This is a genomic window from Klebsiella sp. CB_Kp196, assembly GCF_040061575.1.
Classification (GTDB): Bacteria; Pseudomonadota; Gammaproteobacteria; order Enterobacterales; family Enterobacteriaceae; genus Klebsiella; species Klebsiella michiganensis.
Window position 1 is genome coordinate 1 of the sequence record NZ_JBEAFH010000045.1, and the last position, 17,885, is coordinate 17,885.

A 17,885-nucleotide genomic window follows, 5' to 3' on the forward strand; every position below is an offset into this window, starting at 1 on the left:
CTCGCGACCCCGACCTTGGCAAGGTCGTGCTCTACCAACTGAGCTATTCCCGCATACTTCTGGCCATATTTCTATGGCGTCGTGATTTGCATTTCTGCTTCGTCACGGGAGGCGCATTATACGAGAATTCGATTTACCTGCAACCCCCCTGAGCGCAATTTTTTTCGTTTTTGGTTTAAGTGACCACTTTATCACCACACACCGGCCTGAATTGTCTAAATAACCAGCAAATGCGGCAAAATCACTTTTTCCGGGCCCGCTAAAGGCGCAAAATCGCTCAAGTTTATAGGCGGATATCGCCCGCTGACGGTCAACAACGATGACAACCAGGGAAATAAAATGAAAAAAGCGCTTACCGTCCTGCTGCTGGCCACGCTTGCCACAGGAACAGCATCGGCAACAACGCTACATTTTGGGACAACGACGGCCAATCCGCCGTATGAAACCGTCAATGGTAAAAATCAGCCCACGGGTTTTGATATCGACCTGGCCAACGCGCTGTGCAGGCAGATGCAGGTCGAATGCAAATTCACTCCCCAGGGGTTCGATACCCTCATCCCGGCGCTGCGCTTTAAGAAATTCGACGCCGTGATTGCCGGTATCGAAGTGATTCCGATGCGAGAAAAGCAGGTTGCGTTCAGCCATCCCTATCGTCAGGCGCTGTCCTGCGTAGTTGTCACAGCGAAAGACGCCGCCCATACCTTTGCCGATCTGAAGGATAAAAAAATCGGCGTCGTGAAAGGCACCCTTCATCAGCACTATCTGCGGGACAAACAAAAAGCCGTGCATGCGGTGCCTTACGACAGCGACGAAAGCGCCCTGAGCGCGCTGAAAGAAGGCGTGATTAGCGGCGTGATGGGCGATCAGGAGACGTTAACGAAATGGCTCCAGGATAACCCCGACTACGCCATGATGGACGAACGCGCCACGGATCCCGGCTACTACGGTAAGCAGTACGCCATTGCGGTACGTAAAGACGATCCTGAGCTGCTGAATAACATCAATGCCGCTCTGGATGTCGTAAAAGCCTCGCCGGAGTTCCAGGCCATGGAACTGAAGTGGTTTAAATAGTCGGGGGTATGACCGGGGAGTGTTGGCCCCGGCACGGGCGTTAAAGCTTAATAAAGTGTTCGCGATAGTAGGCCAGTTCCGCGACCGATTCGCGAATATCGTCCATCGCCTGATGGGTTCCTTGTTTCTTAAAGCCGTCGAGAATTTCCGGCCTCCAGCGACGAGCCAGCTCTTTCAGCGTGCTGACGTCCAGATAACGGTAGTGGAAATACGCTTCCAGCTCAGGCATATATTTAAACAAGAAGCGGCGATCCTGGCCGATGCTATTGCCGCAGATCGGCGACTTACCTGCCGGTACCCACTTTTTGAGGAATTCGATAGTCGCCAGTTCGGCTTCACGATCGCCCTGGGTACTCGCCTTCACCCGCTCCACCAGCCCGCTGCCGGTATGGGTACGCACGTTCCACTCGTCCATCAACGCCAGCTGCGCGTCTGACTGGTGCACCGCAATGGTCGGCCCTTCCGCCAGAATGTTCAGATTCGCGTCGGTCACCAGGGTGGCGATTTCGATGATGCGATCGCGCTCCGGATCCAGCCCCGTCATTTCAAGATCGATCCAAATCAGGTTGTTTTCATCTGCACTCATGTTATTTTCCACCCTTCTTACGTCACTATATTCATCTAAAATAGCGTGTATCATAGAGGTTTTGCCCGTACAGGGCGACCAGGAGCCAGTTCGATTGAGTAAAAATAAACTCTCCAAAGGCCAACAGCGCCGCGTGAAGGCCAACCACCAGCGCCGCCTGAAAACGACTTCGGAGAAGGCCGATTTTGATGACAACCTGTTCGGTGAGAAATCCGAAGGGACCGTCATTAGCCGCTTTGGCATGCATGCCGATGTCGAATCCGCCGACGGTAGCGTCCACCGTTGCAACATACGCCGCACTATCCGTTCGCTGGTCACCGGCGATCGCGTGGTCTGGCGGCCTGGCAAAAGCGAAGCTGACGGCGTCAACGTCAAGGGCATCGTCGAGGCCGTCCATGAACGGACCTCCGTACTGACGCGTCCGGATTTCTACGACGGCGTCAAACCCATCGCCGCCAATATCAATCAGATTGTCATTGTTTCCGCGATCTTGCCTGAGCTTTCTCCGAATATTATCGACCGCTACCTCGTGGCCTGCGAAACGCTGAACGTTGAGCCGCTGATCGTGCTCAATAAGATCGACCTGCTGGATCAGGCGAGCATGGACTTCGTCAACGAGCAAATGGACATCTATCGCCATATTGGTTACCGCGTACTGATGGTCTCCAGCCGCACGCAGGATGGCCTGAAGCCGCTTGAAGAGGCGCTCACCGATCGTATCAGTATCTTTGCCGGGCAGTCAGGGGTAGGCAAATCCAGCCTGCTGAACGCGCTGCTGGGCCTGCATGATGACCAAATCCTCACCAATGACGTTTCGGATGTCTCCGGACTGGGGCAGCACACCACCACGGCCGCGCGCCTGTACCACTTCCCGCACGGCGGCGATGTGATTGACTCGCCTGGCGTACGCGAGTTCGGCCTGTGGCATCTCGACGCGGAACAAATCACCCACGGCTTTGTCGAATTCCATGATTATTTAGGCCGGTGCAAATACCGCGACTGCAAACACGACAATGACCCGGGCTGCGCCATTCGCGAAGCGGTGGAGAAAGGCGAAATCGCCGAAAGCCGGTTTGAAAACTACCATCGCATTCTGGAAAGCATGGCGCAGGTACAGGTAAAAACGCGTAAAAGCTTTTCATCAACCGATGACTGACATTTAAGCTGAGCATCGTTAGAATCGTCCCCCTTTTTTCAGGCTCCGCTGCTCCGCGGGGCCAGGAACGACAAATAATGGCCTGGAGGCTACCTTGTTAAACGATCTTAAACTTTCACTGCAATACATTCTGCCTAAACTGTGGCTCACCCGCCTCGCAGGCTGGGGTGCACGCAAACGAGCAGGCTGGCTGACAAAACTGGTCATCGATCTGTTCGTGAAATATTACAAGGTCGATATGAAAGAGGCGCAAAAGCCTGACACCGCCAGCTACCGTACCTTTAACGACTTCTTCGTTCGCCCGCTGCGCGACGACGTCCGTCCGTTAAACACCGACCCGAGCGTGCTGGTAATGCCCGCCGACGGCGTCATCAGCCAACTGGGCGCCATTGAAGACGACAAAATTTTGCAGGCTAAAGGCCATAACTACAGCCTGGAAGCGCTGCTGGCCGGTAACTACCAGATGGCTGACCTGTTCCGTAACGGTAGCTTCGTTACCACCTATCTTTCGCCGCGCGATTACCACCGCGTGCATATGCCGTGCAACGGTATTCTGCGCGAAATGATCTACGTGCCGGGGGATCTGTTTTCCGTAAACCATCTGACCGCGCAAAACGTGCCGAATCTTTTTGCCCGCAACGAGCGCGTCATCTGCCTGTTCGATACTGAGTTTGGCCCTATGGTGCAAATCCTCGTCGGCGCCACCATCGTCGGCAGCATCGAAACCGTGTGGTCCGGTACCGTCACGCCGCCGCGCGAAGGCATCATTAAGCGCTGGACCTGGCCTGCTGGCGATAGCGAAGGCTCCGTCGCCCTGCTGAAAGGCCAGGAGATGGGCCGCTTTAAGCTGGGCTCCACGGTGATTAACCTGTTTGCTCCGGGCCAGGTGAAGCTGGTTGAGCAGTTACAAAGCCTGTCGGTGACCAAAATAGGCCAGCCGCTGGCGCTCGCGCCTGAAGCCGCGGCGCCGGTAGAGCCCGCGCCGCTAGCGGAAGAAGAAGTCCGCGCTGAACACGCCGCCAGCCCGCTGGTTGACGATAAACAAGACGAAGGTTAATTCCTGAAAAAAGGTTACGCCGTGCGCCTGATATACACTTTCCTGTTGGCCTGGTGCCTCAGTTTTGGGGCGTACGCAGCGACAGCCCCGGATGCTAAACAGATAGCCCAGGAGCTGGAACAGGCGAAGGCGGCAAAGCCCGCCCAGCCTGAAACCGTTGAAGTTCTGCAATCTGCCCTGAACGCCCTTGAGGAGCGTAATGCTTCCCTTGAGCGCGCCCGCCAGTACCAGGACGTTATCGATAACTTCCCCAAACTGTCGCAAAACCTGCGCGCGCAGCTCAACAATCTCAGCGATGAGCCGCGCCAGGTCTCCACTACACTCTCCTCCGATGCCCTGAACCAGGAGATTCTCCAGGTCAGCAGCCAGCTGCTGGAAGCCAGTCGTAAAGCCCAGCAGGAGCAGGATCGCGCCCGCGACATCGCCGACTCCCTCAACCAGCTGCCGCAGCAGCAGAGCGATGCCCGCCGCCAGCTGAATGAGGTTGAACGCCGGGTCGGCGCGCAAAGCAGCAATACCCCGCTGGCACAGGCGCAAAATCTTGGTCTGCAGGCGGAGTCCGCGCGGCTGAAAGCGCTGGTCGATGAGCTGGATCTGGCGCAGCTTTCCGCCAATAACCGCCAGGAGCTCTCACGGTTGCGATCCGAGCTGGCGCAGAAAGAGAGCGAGCAGCTCGACGCCTGGCTACAGGCGCTGAGAAATCAGCTCAATAACCAACGGCAGCGCGAGGCGGAGAAAGCGCTGGAAAGCACCGAACTGCTGGCGGAAAACAGCGAAAATCTGCCGCCGGATATCGTGGCGCAGTTTAAAGTTAACCGCGAGCTGTCGCAGGCGCTCAACCAGCAGGCGCAGCGGATGGATTTGATCGCCTCGCAGCAGCGCCAGGCGACCAATCAGACCCTCCAGGTGCGTCAGGCGTTAAACACCCTGCGCGAGCAGTCCCAGTGGCTGGGCTCTTCCAATCTGCTTGGCGAAGCCCTGCGCGCGCAGGTGGCGCGGCTGCCGGAAATCCCGCGGCCGCAGCAGTTGGATACCGAAATGGCGCAGCTGCGCGTGCAGCGTTTACGCTATGAAGATCAGCTCGGCAAACAGCCGCAGCTAAGACAAATTCGTCAGGCCAGCGGTGAACCGCTCACCGCGGAACAGAACCGTATTCTGCAGGCCCAGATGCGCACGCAGACCGAGCTGCTCAACTCCCTGCTGCGCGGCGGCGATACGCTTATGCTCGAACTGACCAAGCTGAAGGTCGCCAACGGTCAGCTAGAGGATGCGCTTAAAGAGATCAACGAAGCGACCCACCGCTATCTGTTCTGGACCTCGGACGTCAGCCCAATCGGCTTCTCATGGCCGCTGGAGATCGTTCAGGATCTCCGCCGCCTGATCTCGCTCGATACCATGAGCCAGCTCGGTAAGGCCAGCATGATGATGCTGACCAGTAAAGAGACCCTGCTGCCGCTCTTCGTCGCGCTCATTCTGGTGGGGTTCAGTATTAGCTCACGCCGCCATTTCACCAGCTTCCTTGAGCGCTCCAGCGCGCGCGTCGGTAAGGTTACGCAGGATCACTTCTGGCTCACCCTGCGCACGGTGTTCTGGTCCATACTGGTGGCCTCGCCGCTGCCGGTGCTGTGGATGACGCTGGGCTATGGCCTGCAGGCCGCCTGGCCTTTCCCGCTGGCCGTGGCGATTGGCGATAGCGTCACCGCCACGGTACCGCTGCTGTGGGTCGTGATGATTTGCGCCACGTTCGCCCGCCCTAACGGCCTGTTTATCGCCCACTTTGGCTGGCCGCGCAGCCGCGTCAGCAAAGCGATGCGCTACTACCTGATGAGCATCGGGCTGATCGTGCCGCTGATTATGGCGCTGATTACTTTCGATAACCTCAACGATCGCGAGTTCTCCGCCTCGCTGGGCCGCCTCTGCTTTATGCTGATTTGCGGCGCGCTGGCGATGGTGACCCTGAGCCTGAAACGCGCCGGCATTCCGCTGTATCTCGACAAAGAAGGCAGCGGCGACAATATGCTGAACCGGCTGCTGTGGAATATGCTGCTCGGCGCGCCGCTGATAGCGATGCTGGCGGCGGCGATCGGCTATCTCGCCACGTCGCAGGCGCTGCTCGCCAGGCTTGAAACCTCGGTCGCCATCTGGTTCCTGCTGCTGGTGGTTTATCACATCATACGCCGCTGGATGCTGATCCAGCGGCGCCGCCTGGCGTTCGATCGCGCGAAGCACCGCCGGGCGGAGATCCTCGCCCAGCGCGCCCGCGGCGAAGAGGAAGTCCAGCATACCAGCAGCCCGGAAGGTTCGATGGAAGCTGAGGTCAGCGAGGTCGATCTTGATGCCATCAGTACCCAGTCGTTGCGTCTGGTGCGCTCCCTGCTGATGCTGATCGCGCTGGTGTCGGTTATCGTGCTGTGGTCAGAAATCCACTCCGCGTTTGGCTTCCTGGAGAATATCTCGCTGTGGGACGTCACCTCCACGGTACAGGGCGTTGAGAGCCTGGAGCCGATTACCCTCGGCGCGGTGCTGATAGCCATCCTGGTGCTGATTATTACTACCCAGCTGGTGCGCAACCTGCCCGCGCTGCTGGAGCTGGCCATCCTCCAGCATCTGGAACTGACGCCGGGAACCGGCTACGCCATCACCACCATCACTAAGTATCTGCTGATGCTGATCGGCGGTCTGGTCGGCTTCTCGATGATTGGGATTGAGTGGTCCAAGCTGCAGTGGCTTATTGCCGCGCTCGGTGTGGGTCTCGGTTTTGGCCTGCAGGAGATCTTCGCCAACTTTATCTCGGGCCTGATTATCCTGTTTGAGAAACCGATCCGCATTGGCGATACGGTCACCATTCGCGATCTCACCGGCAGCGTGACGCGTATTAATACCCGCGCCACCACCATCAGCGACTGGGACCGTAAAGAGATTATCGTACCGAACAAGGCGTTCATCACCGAACAGTTCATCAACTGGTCGCTGTCGGATTCCGTGACCCGCGTGGTGCTAACGGTGCCTGCTCCGGTAGATGCCGATACCGAAGAGGTGGCGCAGATCCTGTTAAATGCCGCGCACCGCTGTTCATTGGTTATCGATACCCCGGCGCCGGAAGCGTTCCTCGTTGATCTGCAGCAGGGGATCCAGATTTTCGAGCTGCGTATCTACGCCGCCGAAATGGGTCACCGGATGCCGCTGCGCCACGAGATGCACCAGCTGATTCTGGCCGGATTCCGCGAGCACGGTATTGATATGCCGTTCCCGCCGTTCCAGATGCGCCTGGAGAGCATCGATGGCAGAAAAAGCAGCAGGGCGCTGACCTCGGCAGGGAAAACCAGCCGCACGCCCGGCAGCCTGTAAGAACGGCCTTGCCTGAACGCAGGCAAGGCCAGCGTTTTAGCTCTCCTGGACCATCAGCTGCACCGCCGTACGCCGGCGGTAATTCTCATAGATCCCCAACGCCAGCAGCGAAAAGAAAGCCGGTCCGCCGACCATCCACAGCGCGCTGCTCCAGTCACCCGCTTCCATCACCGGCTCAATCACGGTAAAGATATTGGCAAATGCCACCACCAGTACCACAACGGCGGTCGCCAGCAGCGTCGAGCCGCGGTGTTTAAAAATCACAAAGGGGCGATCGAGATCCTGCTTCGCCTTAAAAAAAGGAAATGCCAGCGTTAAAAACAGATACGGCAGCGTCATAGAGACATTCGCCATCAGCGTCAGTTTGTTATAAAACGCCGACGCGGTATCGCCCCCAAAGGAAACCAGCAGAATAAACACGCTCACCAGCAGGCACTGCCACCACATGGCGTTCGCCGGCATACCGTTAGCGTTAATTCGCGTCATTGCTGAAGGCCAGAGCGCTTTTGGCGTGCCCTGAATAATCGCCTTTAACGGCGAGTAGCTCAGGGTAAAGAAAGCGCCGGTATAAGCGAGGAACATGGCGAGTCCGGTGATTCTGGCAAACCATAATCCGCTCAGGGCGGCGACGGCGGGCGGCAGATGCATCGCATTAGCCAGGGTGGCGCCAAGGCGGGTCATCAGCACGTAGGTGATATTACCGAGGTTCGTGGAAGGGTTGCTCAATACCTGCTGCCAGTTGGCGCTCACGCCCCACAGAACAATCGCCAGCGAATAGCCAACAGAAATGACGACCGCCGCGATAACAATGCCTTTGGCAAAATTCTTTTCCGGCTGCTCGGTTTTATCCACCAGACCGCCAACCGCTTCGATTCCGCCGTAGGCAAAGATGGCAAAAACCACGAAAGATAGCATCGCCAGACCGGACTGATAGCCTGGATTAGGCGAGGCCGTGAAATCCAATGGTTGGGCAAAATGGCCGCCGTTGAGCAGTAAAATCACCAGGCTCACCAGCAGCAGGACCAGATTAAGGCCCATGACCGCGATCCCGCCGACGGCGGTAATTTTGGCGATTTTGTGCATGCCTTTTACCGCGACAAAGGTCACCAGCAGCATCCAGCACGCGGCAAGAATACCGACCGTTTGCGTGGAGGTCAGTCCGGCCAGCGCCCAGGATTGCGTTTTATCCGCGCCGAATAAGAATGTGGAAAACGGCACCCAAATTTTAGCCGCCGTGCTGACCATCCAGACCACATAGGATGAAAACCACATAAAGGCCCCCATAAACGCAAAGCGCGGGCCGACGCTATGATTCATCCATGAATAGATCCCGCCCTCCTCCTTACGATAGGCCGCTCCCATCTCCGCCATCATTAGCGCAAAAGGGATAAAGAAAAACAGAGCGGAGAAGAGATAAAACGGCATCGCGCTGTAGCCCATCAGGTAGAACGCAGAGGGGCTGTTTGCAAAACCAAATACCGAGGTGAAGATCATTAATATCAGCCCAATCAGGCTCATCTTCTTTATTTGCTGGTGCATAAATCTATCCAAACGCGGTATCGCGGCAGAGGATGCCGGATAGCCAAAAAAAATGAGCGCGGATAGTAGCAAAAACCCAAACGGTTCTTGTGGGTATTAGGGCTAAAAGGCGGGCTTCCCTTCCATCATCGAAAGGGAAGCTGAGAGAGGATCAGGCGCGGTCGACGGTGAAAGAGAGAACCTCACCGATGCTTTCTGCCCCCAGGGCCAGCATCACGACGCGGTCAACGCCCAGCGCCACGCCGGAACAATCCGGCAGCCCGGCTTCGAGAGCGGCCAGCAGATGACGATCGATTGGCTGCTGCGGCAGGCCGCGAGCGGCGCGCTTGCGGTTATCCTGCTCAAAACGCTGCTGCTGTTCGCGCGCATCGGTCAGCTCATGAAAACCGTTCGCCAGCTCAATGCCTTTGTAATAGACCTCGAAACGTTCCGCCACGCGGTGATCTTCGGTGCTGATTTGCGCCAGCGACGCCTGGCTTGCCGGGAAGTGATAAATAAACGTCGGACGATCTTTACCGATGTGCGGCTCGACGCCCATGGTAAAAAGTAGCTGAAGCAGCGTATCCCGGTCCTCTTCCGTATCGGCGATATTGCTCAGATCCAGCTTCGCCGCCACTTCACGCAGCTGCGTTTTATCCGCCGACAGCGGATCGATTTCCAGATGACGCTGGAAGGCTTGCTGATAGGAGAGGCTTTCGGCTGGCTGGCAGTCGAGGACCTGCTGGAGCAGATCGTCCACTTCATTGATCAGCCGGTACATGTCATAGCACGGACGATACCACTCCAGCATGGTGAATTCCGGGTTATGGTGGCGCCCCATCTCTTCATTGCGGAAGCTACGGCACAGCTGAAAGACCGGGCCGCAGCCGGCCGCCAGCAGGCGCTTCATGTGATACTCCGGGCTGGTCATCAGGTACAGGTTCAGCCCCTGAGAATGACCAGGACCGACGAAACGCGTCTCAAACGGGACCATATGAATATCCGTCACCGTCGCCTGACTCATGCAGGGCGTCTCCACCTCCAGCACGCCGCGGTCGGTAAAGAAACGGCGAATTTCCGCCATGACCGCTGCACGTTTTAATAGATTTGGAATGGATGCGCTCGGCTGCCAGGTTGCCGTTTCGCTCATGGTACGTTCTCCGATTTGAAACAAGGGCACGAAGTCTACTCGTAACTGGCGGATGAAACAAATTTTGTGCGAATACGTAAACGCGTTACATACACTTAATTTATTGATAACCCAAAAACATAAAGCAATGAGATAAACGACCGCACAGAACGATAAAAAAATCGAACACGTCAATTTTCCCTCATAACCCTACGGCTATACTCCTTACCTATAAAGGAGCAGTGATACGTTTTCGCCAGCCCGGCGGCGAAATAAACAAAAACTGGAGGAATGTCGTGCAAACTTTTCAAGCCGATCTTGCCGTAATAGGCGCAGGCGGAGCAGGTCTTCGCGCCGCAATAGCCGCCGCGCAAGCTAATCCAAATGCAAAAATCGCTCTAATTTCAAAAGTCTATCCTATGCGCAGCCATACCGTTGCTGCTGAAGGGGGTTCCGCTGCCGTCGCGCAGGATCATGATAGCTTCGAGTACCATTTTCACGACACCGTTGCCGGCGGCGACTGGCTATGTGAGCAGGACGTCGTTGACTACTTCGTTCATCACTGCCCGACGGAAATGACCCAGCTCGAACAGTGGGGATGCCCGTGGAGCCGCCGCCCGGACGGCAGCGTCAACGTCCGGCGATTCGGCGGTATGAAGATCGAACGAACCTGGTTCGCTGCCGATAAAACCGGCTTTCATATGCTGCACACCCTGTTCCAGACCTCGCTTCAATTCCCGCAAATCCAACGCTTCGACGAACATTTTGTTCTGGATATTCTGGTCGATGATGGGCAGGCTCGCGGTCTGGTCGCGATGAATATGATGGAAGGTACGCTGGTGCAGATCCGCGCCAACGCGGTAGTTCTGGCTACCGGCGGCGCTGGACGCGTGTATCGCTACAATACCAACGGCGGTATCGTCACCGGCGACGGGATGGGTATGGCGCTCAGCCACGGCGTACCGCTGCGCGATATGGAGTTCGTGCAGTATCACCCCACCGGCCTGCCGGGCTCCGGTATTCTGATGACGGAAGGCTGCCGCGGCGAAGGCGGTATTCTGGTCAACAAGAACGGCTACCGCTACCTGCAGGATTACGGCATGGGTCCGGAAACCCCGCTGGGCGAACCGAAAAATAAATATATGGAGCTGGGTCCGCGCGATAAAGTCTCCCAGGCTTTCTGGCACGAATGGCGCAAGGGCAACACGATCCCTACGCCGCGAGGCGATGTGGTCTATCTCGATCTGCGCCATTTGGGTGAGAAAAAGCTGCTTGAACGTCTGCCGTTTATCTGTGAACTCTCGAAAGCCTACGTTGGCGTCGATCCGGTAAAAGAGCCGATTCCGGTGCGTCCAACCGCACACTACACCATGGGCGGGATCGAAACCGACCAGCAGTGTGAAACCCGTATCAAAGGGCTGTTTGCCGTTGGCGAGTGTTCTTCTGTGGGTCTGCACGGCGCCAACCGCCTTGGCTCCAACTCCCTGGCGGAGCTGGTGGTCTTTGGTCGTCTGGCCGGTGAGCAGGCCATGCAGCGCGCAACCGAAGCGGGCGAAGCCAATAGCGCCGCGCTGGACGCGCAGGTCGTCGATATCGAGAAGCGCCTGAAAGATCTGGTTAATCAGGAAGGTAACGAGAACTGGGCGAAGATTCGCGACGAAATGGGTCTGTCGATGGAAGAAGGCTGCGGCATCTACCGTACGCCGGAGCTCATGCAGAAAACGGTCGATAAGCTCGCCGAGCTGCAGGAGCGCTTCAAGCGCGTGCGGATCACCGACACGTCCAGCGTGTTCAATACCGACCTGCTGTACACCATCGAACTGGGCCATGGTCTGAACGTCGCCGAATGTATGGCGCATTCCGCCCTCGCGCGTAAAGAGTCCCGCGGCGCGCATCAGCGCCTGGATGAAGGCTGCACCGAGCGCGACGACGTCAACTTCCTCAAGCATACCCTCGCCTTCCGCGATGCCGATGGTCACACCAGTCTGGAGTACAGTGATGTGAAAATCACCACTCTGCCGCCGGCAAAACGCGTGTACGGTGCGGAAGCGGAAGCAGCCGAGAAGAAGGAGACGACGAATGGCTGAGATGAAAAACATGAAAGTCGAAGTGGTGCGCTACAACCCGGAAGTGGACATCGCACCGCACAGCGCTTTCTATGAAGTTCCCTATGATGAGCAAACCTCGCTGCTTGATGCGCTGGGCTATATCAAAGACAACCTCGCGCCGGACCTCAGCTACCGCTGGTCCTGCCGCATGGCGATTTGCGGTTCCTGCGGCATGATGGTGAACAAGGTGCCAAAACTGGCCTGCAAAACCTTCCTGCGCGAATACACCAAAGGCATTAAAGTCGAGGCGCTGGCTAACTTCCCGATTGAGCGCGATCTGGTGGTCGATATGACCCACTTTATTGAAAGCCTGGAAGCGATTAAGCCGTACATCATTGGTAACCCGCGCACGCCCGATCAGGGGCCTAACACCCAGACCCCGGCGCAAATGGCCAAGTACCACCAGTTCTCCGGCTGCATTAACTGCGGCCTGTGCTACGCGGCCTGCCCGCAGTTTGGTCTTAATCCGGAGTTTATCGGCCCGGCGGCGATCACCCTCGCCCATCGCTACAACGAAGACAGCCGCGACCACGGTAAAAAGGAACGTATGGCGCAGCTTAACGGCCAGAATGGCGTCTGGACATGTACATTCGTGGGCTACTGCTCCGAAGTCTGCCCGAAACACGTCGACCCGGCGGCCGCGATCCAGCAGGGCAAGGTAGAAAGCTCGAAAGACTTTCTTATCGCCACCCTGAAACCACGCTAAGGAGTGCAGTATGACGACTAAACGCAAACCCTACGTGCGGCCGATGCCGTCCACCTGGTGGAAAAAGCTGCCGTTTTATCGCTTCTATATGCTGCGTGAGGGAACAGCGGTACCCACGGTCTGGTTCAGCATCGTGCTGATTTACGGATTGTTCGCACTGAAGCACGGCGCGGAGAGCTGGGCCGGGTATATCGGTTTTCTGCAAAATCCGATTGTCGTGATCCTGAACCTGATCACGCTTGCAGCCGCGCTGCTGCATACCAAAACCTGGTTTGAGCTGGCACCGAAAGCTGCCAATATTATCCTTAAAGGCGAGAAAATGGGGCCAGAGCCGGTTATTAAGGGGCTTTGGGTCGTCACTGCGGTCGTCACCGTGGTGATCCTGTTTGTCGCGCTGTTCTGGTAAGGAGGCTGGAATGATTAATCCCAAACCAAAACGTTCTGATGAACCGGTATTCTGGGGGCTGTTTGGCGCTGGCGGCATGTGGGGAGCGATTGTCGCCCCCGTTATCGTGCTGCTGGTGGGTATTATGCTGCCGCTCGGACTGGCGCCCGCGGACGCCTTCAGCTACGAACGCGTGCTGGCTTTCGCCCATAGCTTTATTGGCCGCGCATTCATTTTCCTGATGATTGTGCTGCCGCTATGGTGTGGACTTCACCGTATTCACCATGCGATGCATGATTTGAAAATTCACGTACCCAACGGTAAGTGGGTCTTCTACGGCCTCGCGGCGATTCTGACCGTCGTCACTCTGGTCGGCATATTGTTCATCTAAAGCGCTCGCCGGAGGCCGCTTTTACCTCCTCGGCGATAAGCCCGGTAGCATTATGTTACCGGGCTCGCTTCTCAAGAAAATTCTGCCGCATTTTTCCTGCCTGAATCTACACTTAGCTTAAAACTGGCAAGGAAAACATTATGCGTCTGCTACCCGTTATTGCGGTTGTTGCCGCTTCATTTCTGCTTGTAGCCTGCAGCGCGCCGACGCCACCTTCTGGCGTAACCGTGGTCAGTCCGTTCAACCCTCAACGCTATCTTGGCACCTGGTATGAGATTGCCCGCTTCGATCACCATTTTGAGAGCGGTTTAGAAAAAGTTACCGCAACCTATAGCCTGCGCGACGATGGTGGGCTGGACGTGGTCAATAAGGGATACAACCCCGACCGGGGGATGTGGCAGAAAACCGACGGCGTGGCTTACTTTACCGGGGAGCCCACGCGAGCCGCGCTGAAAGTGTCGTTTTTCGGCCCCTTCTATGGCGGCTATAACGTGATTGCGCTGGACAAGGATTATCGCTACGCGCTGGTTTGCGGACCTGACCGGGATTATCTCTGGCTACTGGCGCGAGCGCCGAAAATCCCGCCAGAAGTGAAGCAGCAGATGCTGGATATCGCTACCCGGCAGGGATTCGACGTCAGCAAACTGCTGTGGGTCAATCAGCAGTATTAATGCGCGCTCATTTTCAAGCCAATGATACCAATCACAATACACGCCAGGCTGGCAATGCGCATCGGGCTGGCGGATTCGCCTAGCAGGATAATCCCCGTCACGGCTGCGCCGACCGCGCCAATTCCGGTCCAAACGGCGTAAGCCGTCCCCACGGGTAGCGTTTTCATCGCCCACGACAACAGCGCCATGCTGATGACCATGGCGGCAATCGTTATCACGCTTGGCACCAGGCGGCTAAACCCATGGGTATATTTCAGGCCGACAGCCCAGACGACTTCCAGCAGACCCGCGATAAACAGAATAAACCAGGACATATGGCTCCTTTGATGGGGCCGTCCCCAGATGTGAAACGCTTACAGGCCGTCCCGTAAGGTAGATGATATTCCGCAGGAATTATACACGACGTGGCAACGGTGAGGAAGAACGGTACGACCAACGGCCGTACCGCCATGGTCTATTGCTGAGCTTTGGTCGCGGCGCCCGAAATCGCGCTACCGCCTTCTGAAATATCCTGACCTACACCGCGCGTGGTGTTACATGCGGTCAGTACAGAGGAAAGTGCCAAAACCGTAAAGAACGCTGCAATCGCTTTTTTTACCATAATGTCATCCTTATTAACCAGTTTTAGTTATCGTGCTCTATAAGCATAGACAAACTGGTCCAGGATGAGGGAAGCGAGACGATTTTTAAGAGAAAAAGAAGTGAAGAAAGTGAATCAGATAGAGCGTGAGTATATGAATAAGAATTGCCTGATGAAATAAGATTAGCTGACCGCGTGAGAAATAGCATGACCCAGGCTCTGGATATCCTCGCCCACGCCGCGAGCCGTATTGCACCCGGCAAGCAGAGAACCGCTCAGCAATAACAGTAGCAACAGTTTCAGTGTAGGACTCATCTTCCTTGCCTGCGGTTTCAACCTGTAGAGGCGCAGCATGGCGCTGCGCCAACTCTTTCGCCGCCTGAATTACTTCACGCGGGAGACGTATTCGCCAGAACGAGTATCGACTTTGATGACTTCGCCAATCTGTACGAACAGAGGAACTTTAACCACTGCGCCAGTGGACAGCGTTGCAGGCTTGCCGCCGGTACCCGCAGTATCGCCTTTCAGGCCTGGATCGGTTTCAACTATTTCCAGCTCAACAAAGTTTGGCGGGGTGACGGAAATAGGCTGACCGTTCCACAGGGTCACGATGCATTCAGCCTGATCCAGCAGCCACTTAGCGTTATCGCCAACGGCTTTAGCATCAGCGGCCAGCTGTTCGAAGGTAGAGTTGTTCATAAAGTGCCAGAACTCACCGTCGTTATACAGGTAAGTCAGGTTCATATCGACAACGTCCGCACCTTCAGCAGAATCGGTAGACTTGAAGGTTTTCTCAACGCGAGTACCGGTCAACAGGCGGCGCAGCTTAACGCGCGCGAAAGCCTGGCCTTTGCCGGGTTTAACGAATTCACTGGCTTCAACGGCATAAGGTTCGCCGTCCATCATGATTTTAAGACCGGCACGAAAATCGTTGCTATAGTAAGTCGCCATAAGGCCCTCTGAAATTTTGTTAATTGGTAGCTAAGCCACAAAATGGCGCATATTGTAACCCTAAATACCCCATCCAGAGAAGATTGGTTAACGCAACTTGCCGATGTTGTGACCAGTCCTGATGAACTGCTGCATCTTTTAAATGTAGACGCAGATGCGAATCTATTGGCAGGACGTGATGCTAAGCGCCTGTTCGCACTGCGTGTTCCGCGGGCGTTTATTGCCCGTATGGAGCCAGGCAATCCCAACGATCCTCTTCTACGTCAGGTACTTACCTCCCAGGAAGAGTTTATTAATGCCCCAGGATTCTCTACCGATCCGCTGGAAGAACAGCATAGCGTGGTACCCGGTCTGCTGCATAAATACAGCAACCGTGCGCTACTGCTGGTGAAAGGCGGCTGCGCGGTAAATTGTCGTTATTGCTTCCGTCGTCACTTCCCCTATGCTGAAAACCAGGGCAATAAGCGTAACTGGCAGCAGGCCCTGGAGTACATTTCGGCACATCCACAGCTGGATGAGATCATTTTTTCCGGCGGCGATCCGCTTATGGCCAAGGATCATGAACTCGACTGGCTATTGACGCAGCTGGAATCTATTCCGCACATCAAGCGCCTGCGTATTCACAGCCGGCTGCCCATTGTGATTCCTGCGCGTATAACTGATACGCTGGTTGCCCGTATTGCTGCATCATCGTTACAGGTACTGCTGGTAAACCACGTTAACCACGCCAACGAGATTGATGCGGCGTTTCGTGCGTCCATGAAAAAACTGCGTATGGCTGGCGTGACCTTATTGAATCAAAGCGTGCTGCTGCGCGGCGTAAATGATAACGCCAACACGCTTGCCGACCTGAGCAACGCGCTATTCGACGCCGGCGTCATGCCTTATTATCTGCATGTGTTAGACAAAGTGCAGGGAGCGGCGCATTTTATGGTCAGTGACGAAGAGGCCAGAGCGATCGTGCGCGAATTGCTGACGCTGGTGTCCGGCTATTTAGTACCAAAACTTGCGCGGGAAATCGGCGGGGAACCCAGCAAGACGCCCCTCGACTTGGGGTTAAAGCAGCAATAGTCAATCCGTCTGCCGGGCATGGCCAGGCAGACTGCCTATTTGCTATTACTCACTGGTATATAAATACTACTGCTTAATCATTTTCGTAAAACCAGCCGTTATCCTTTCTGAAAGAAAGTAAAAGCAAATATAAAAGCAAGCTGTTAACCCATTCATTAAAGCTACAAGAAAAGAGAAAGAATGTTTGCTGCGGTCATAACCAATAGCAGGGGTAAAATCCACTTTGGTAATTTGAACTCTGTTGCTTTATTGTCATTGAAACTTTTTTGCGCATCTTCCTGAATGGCTAAATTATGAGTCACATTGTTCTCAACCGGAGGCGAAGATGTGCTCGCGGTGATCTGCACATTTTCAGGGTTTTCTGGCTCTTTTTCGTCCGTTCGGAAGAATGACGCGATATTTGATCCTGCGGCGAGAACAAATCCCCGCTGCCTTACTGTGACAATAATATCTTGCGATAATCCTGCTTTCAGTAATGATTTTCTTAGCAAGGAAATGTTCTGATAGAACGTATTCTGAGAAACAACAATCCCTCTATTTTTCCACACTATATCCAGAAACTCCTCCCTGGATATAATCTTCCCGTTGCTTTCGAGCAAAAGTTGCAGGCAGCGTGCCGTTGGCACATTGAGGGTCACGCTGTCCCCATTCTCTCCTACAGGCTGTAGCTCATTCATATTTACATTAAAAATAACTTCATTATTAATGATATATTCATTGAATATCATAATCCCAATCCTCTCTCACCATTCCATATGAAACAAAGATGAATTAAATTCAAATTCACCTTTAGCAAACACAACACATCCCTTTTAGCCTGCCAGATTAGATAATTTCAAGGATAAATTCCCGCTCCTCCCAGAGCAAAGATAATATTATCATGATATTTGAACCAAATGGAAGACTGATTTACAACTATACGTTCCAGATACGCTCATTATTATCTACGAAGTCTACTTGTGAATTTGCAACCTTCAATAAACAAGCTTTAAATTCAAGCAGAATTCACATGCATTTTATCTACCCTGCACTTAGATTTGTTACCGCTCCGGCACAATACGCGCTGATTTGTACAATAGTGGCGGCAGGAGAAAGATAACGATAGCGCTCAGGCAGCATAGCGGAATGCTAGTTATTACTATTCATACTAATTAACA

At 55.1% G+C, this 17,885-nt stretch carries 18 protein-coding genes; 10 read left to right on the forward strand and 8 right to left on the reverse strand.

The window, feature by feature from the left end; translation table 11 throughout:
- Positions 1 to 339 precede the first annotated feature (339 nt).
- Positions 340 to 1,071 (forward strand): arginine ABC transporter substrate-binding protein, encoded by a 732-nt coding sequence (locus tag ABLU87_RS13910; RefSeq protein ID WP_122116886.1) that lies wholly within the window; start codon positions 340 to 342, stop codon positions 1,069 to 1,071.
- Positions 1,072 to 1,111: 40 nt separating this feature from the next.
- Here the strand turns inward: ABLU87_RS13910 and orn are convergent, their stop codons facing one another.
- Complete coding sequence (gene orn / locus ABLU87_RS13915; RefSeq protein WP_122116885.1) at positions 1,112 to 1,657, reverse strand: oligoribonuclease; 546 nt, start codon at positions 1,655 to 1,657, stop codon at positions 1,112 to 1,114.
- 94 nt (positions 1,658 to 1,751) lie between these two features.
- Between orn and rsgA the strand changes: the two genes are divergently transcribed.
- The 3 genes from rsgA (at position 1,752) to mscM (ending at position 7,218) form a co-directional block, all read left to right on the forward strand.
- Positions 1,752 to 2,813: a small ribosomal subunit biogenesis GTPase RsgA gene (rsgA, locus tag ABLU87_RS13920; RefSeq protein ID WP_004097952.1), complete on the forward strand. Its 1,062-nt coding sequence runs from the start codon at positions 1,752 to 1,754 to the stop codon at positions 2,811 to 2,813.
- A gap of 94 nt (positions 2,814 to 2,907) precedes the next feature.
- On the forward strand, positions 2,908 to 3,870 hold the full coding sequence (gene asd / locus ABLU87_RS13925) for an archaetidylserine decarboxylase (protein WP_048262026.1): 963 nt from the start codon (positions 2,908 to 2,910) through the stop codon (positions 3,868 to 3,870).
- 21 nt (positions 3,871 to 3,891) lie between these two features.
- Entirely contained in the window at positions 3,892 to 7,218 is a 3,327-nt protein-coding gene (mscM, locus tag ABLU87_RS13930) for a miniconductance mechanosensitive channel MscM (protein ID WP_049082936.1), read from the forward strand.
- A 36-nt stretch (positions 7,219 to 7,254) separates the two neighbouring features.
- Here the strand turns inward: mscM and yjeM are convergent, their stop codons facing one another.
- Together yjeM and epmA are read right to left on the reverse strand one after the other, a co-directional pair.
- Complete coding sequence (gene yjeM, locus ABLU87_RS13935; RefSeq protein WP_032695146.1) at positions 7,255 to 8,757, reverse strand: glutamate/gamma-aminobutyrate family transporter YjeM; 1,503 nt, start codon at positions 8,755 to 8,757, stop codon at positions 7,255 to 7,257.
- A gap of 151 nt (positions 8,758 to 8,908) precedes the next feature.
- Positions 8,909 to 9,886, reverse strand: a complete 978-nt coding sequence (gene epmA / locus ABLU87_RS13940; RefSeq protein ID WP_025107640.1) for an elongation factor P--(R)-beta-lysine ligase — start codon at positions 9,884 to 9,886, stop codon at positions 8,909 to 8,911.
- Between the two features lie 275 nt (positions 9,887 to 10,161).
- Here epmA and frdA point away from each other — a divergent pair, with 275 nt between their 5' ends.
- The 5 genes from frdA to ABLU87_RS13965 all read left to right on the forward strand — a co-directional run bounded on the left by frdA (position 10,162) and on the right by ABLU87_RS13965 (position 14,126).
- Complete coding sequence (gene frdA, locus ABLU87_RS13945; protein WP_025107641.1) at positions 10,162 to 11,952, forward strand: fumarate reductase (quinol) flavoprotein subunit; 1,791 nt, start codon at positions 10,162 to 10,164, stop codon at positions 11,950 to 11,952.
- Entirely contained in the window at positions 11,945 to 12,679 is a 735-nt protein-coding gene (locus ABLU87_RS13950; RefSeq protein WP_004097940.1) for a succinate dehydrogenase/fumarate reductase iron-sulfur subunit, read from the forward strand. Before frdA ends, ABLU87_RS13950 begins: the two co-directional genes overlap by 8 nt.
- 10 nt (positions 12,680 to 12,689) lie before the next feature.
- Entirely contained in the window at positions 12,690 to 13,085 is a 396-nt protein-coding gene (gene frdC, locus ABLU87_RS13955; protein WP_004097939.1) for a fumarate reductase subunit FrdC, read from the forward strand.
- A gap of 10 nt (positions 13,086 to 13,095) precedes the next feature.
- The gene (frdD, locus tag ABLU87_RS13960; protein WP_004097938.1) at positions 13,096 to 13,455 is read left to right on the forward strand and encodes a fumarate reductase subunit FrdD; all 360 of its coding nucleotides are present in this window, start codon (positions 13,096 to 13,098) and stop codon (positions 13,453 to 13,455) included.
- A 140-nt stretch (positions 13,456 to 13,595) separates the two neighbouring features.
- The gene (locus ABLU87_RS13965) at positions 13,596 to 14,126 is read left to right on the forward strand and encodes a lipocalin family protein (protein WP_025107642.1); all 531 of its coding nucleotides are present in this window, start codon (positions 13,596 to 13,598) and stop codon (positions 14,124 to 14,126) included.
- On the opposite strand, the gene sugE is transcribed toward ABLU87_RS13965, so the two are convergent.
- The 4 genes from sugE to efp form a co-directional block, all read right to left on the reverse strand.
- Positions 14,123 to 14,440 carry a quaternary ammonium compound efflux SMR transporter SugE gene (sugE, locus tag ABLU87_RS13970; protein ID WP_014227609.1) on the reverse strand — a complete coding sequence of 106 codons (318 nt, stop codon included), beginning with the start codon at positions 14,438 to 14,440 and terminating at the stop codon, positions 14,123 to 14,125. The genes ABLU87_RS13965 and sugE overlap by 4 nt on opposite strands.
- A 140-nt stretch (positions 14,441 to 14,580) precedes the next feature.
- Positions 14,581 to 14,727: a lipoprotein toxin entericidin B gene (ecnB, locus tag ABLU87_RS13975; RefSeq protein WP_004097935.1), complete on the reverse strand. Its 147-nt coding sequence runs from the start codon at positions 14,725 to 14,727 to the stop codon at positions 14,581 to 14,583.
- A 162-nt stretch (positions 14,728 to 14,889) separates the two neighbouring features.
- Complete coding sequence (locus ABLU87_RS13980; protein WP_025107643.1) at positions 14,890 to 15,021, reverse strand: entericidin A/B family lipoprotein; 132 nt, start codon at positions 15,019 to 15,021, stop codon at positions 14,890 to 14,892.
- 69 nt (positions 15,022 to 15,090) lie between these two features.
- Positions 15,091 to 15,657 (reverse strand): elongation factor P, encoded by a 567-nt coding sequence (gene efp, locus ABLU87_RS13985; RefSeq protein WP_004097931.1) that lies wholly within the window; start codon positions 15,655 to 15,657, stop codon positions 15,091 to 15,093.
- A gap of 42 nt (positions 15,658 to 15,699) precedes the next feature.
- On the opposite strand from efp, the gene epmB reads away from it, so the two are divergent.
- Positions 15,700 to 16,728: an EF-P beta-lysylation protein EpmB gene (epmB, locus tag ABLU87_RS13990; protein WP_032695144.1), complete on the forward strand. Its 1,029-nt coding sequence runs from the start codon at positions 15,700 to 15,702 to the stop codon at positions 16,726 to 16,728.
- Positions 16,729 to 16,889: 161 nt separating this feature from the next.
- Here epmB and ABLU87_RS13995 read toward each other — a convergent pair whose 3' ends face one another.
- Entirely contained in the window at positions 16,890 to 17,456 is a 567-nt protein-coding gene (locus ABLU87_RS13995; protein ID WP_004097927.1) for a winged helix-turn-helix domain-containing protein, read from the reverse strand.
- Between the last annotated feature and the right edge of the window lie 429 nt (positions 17,457 to 17,885).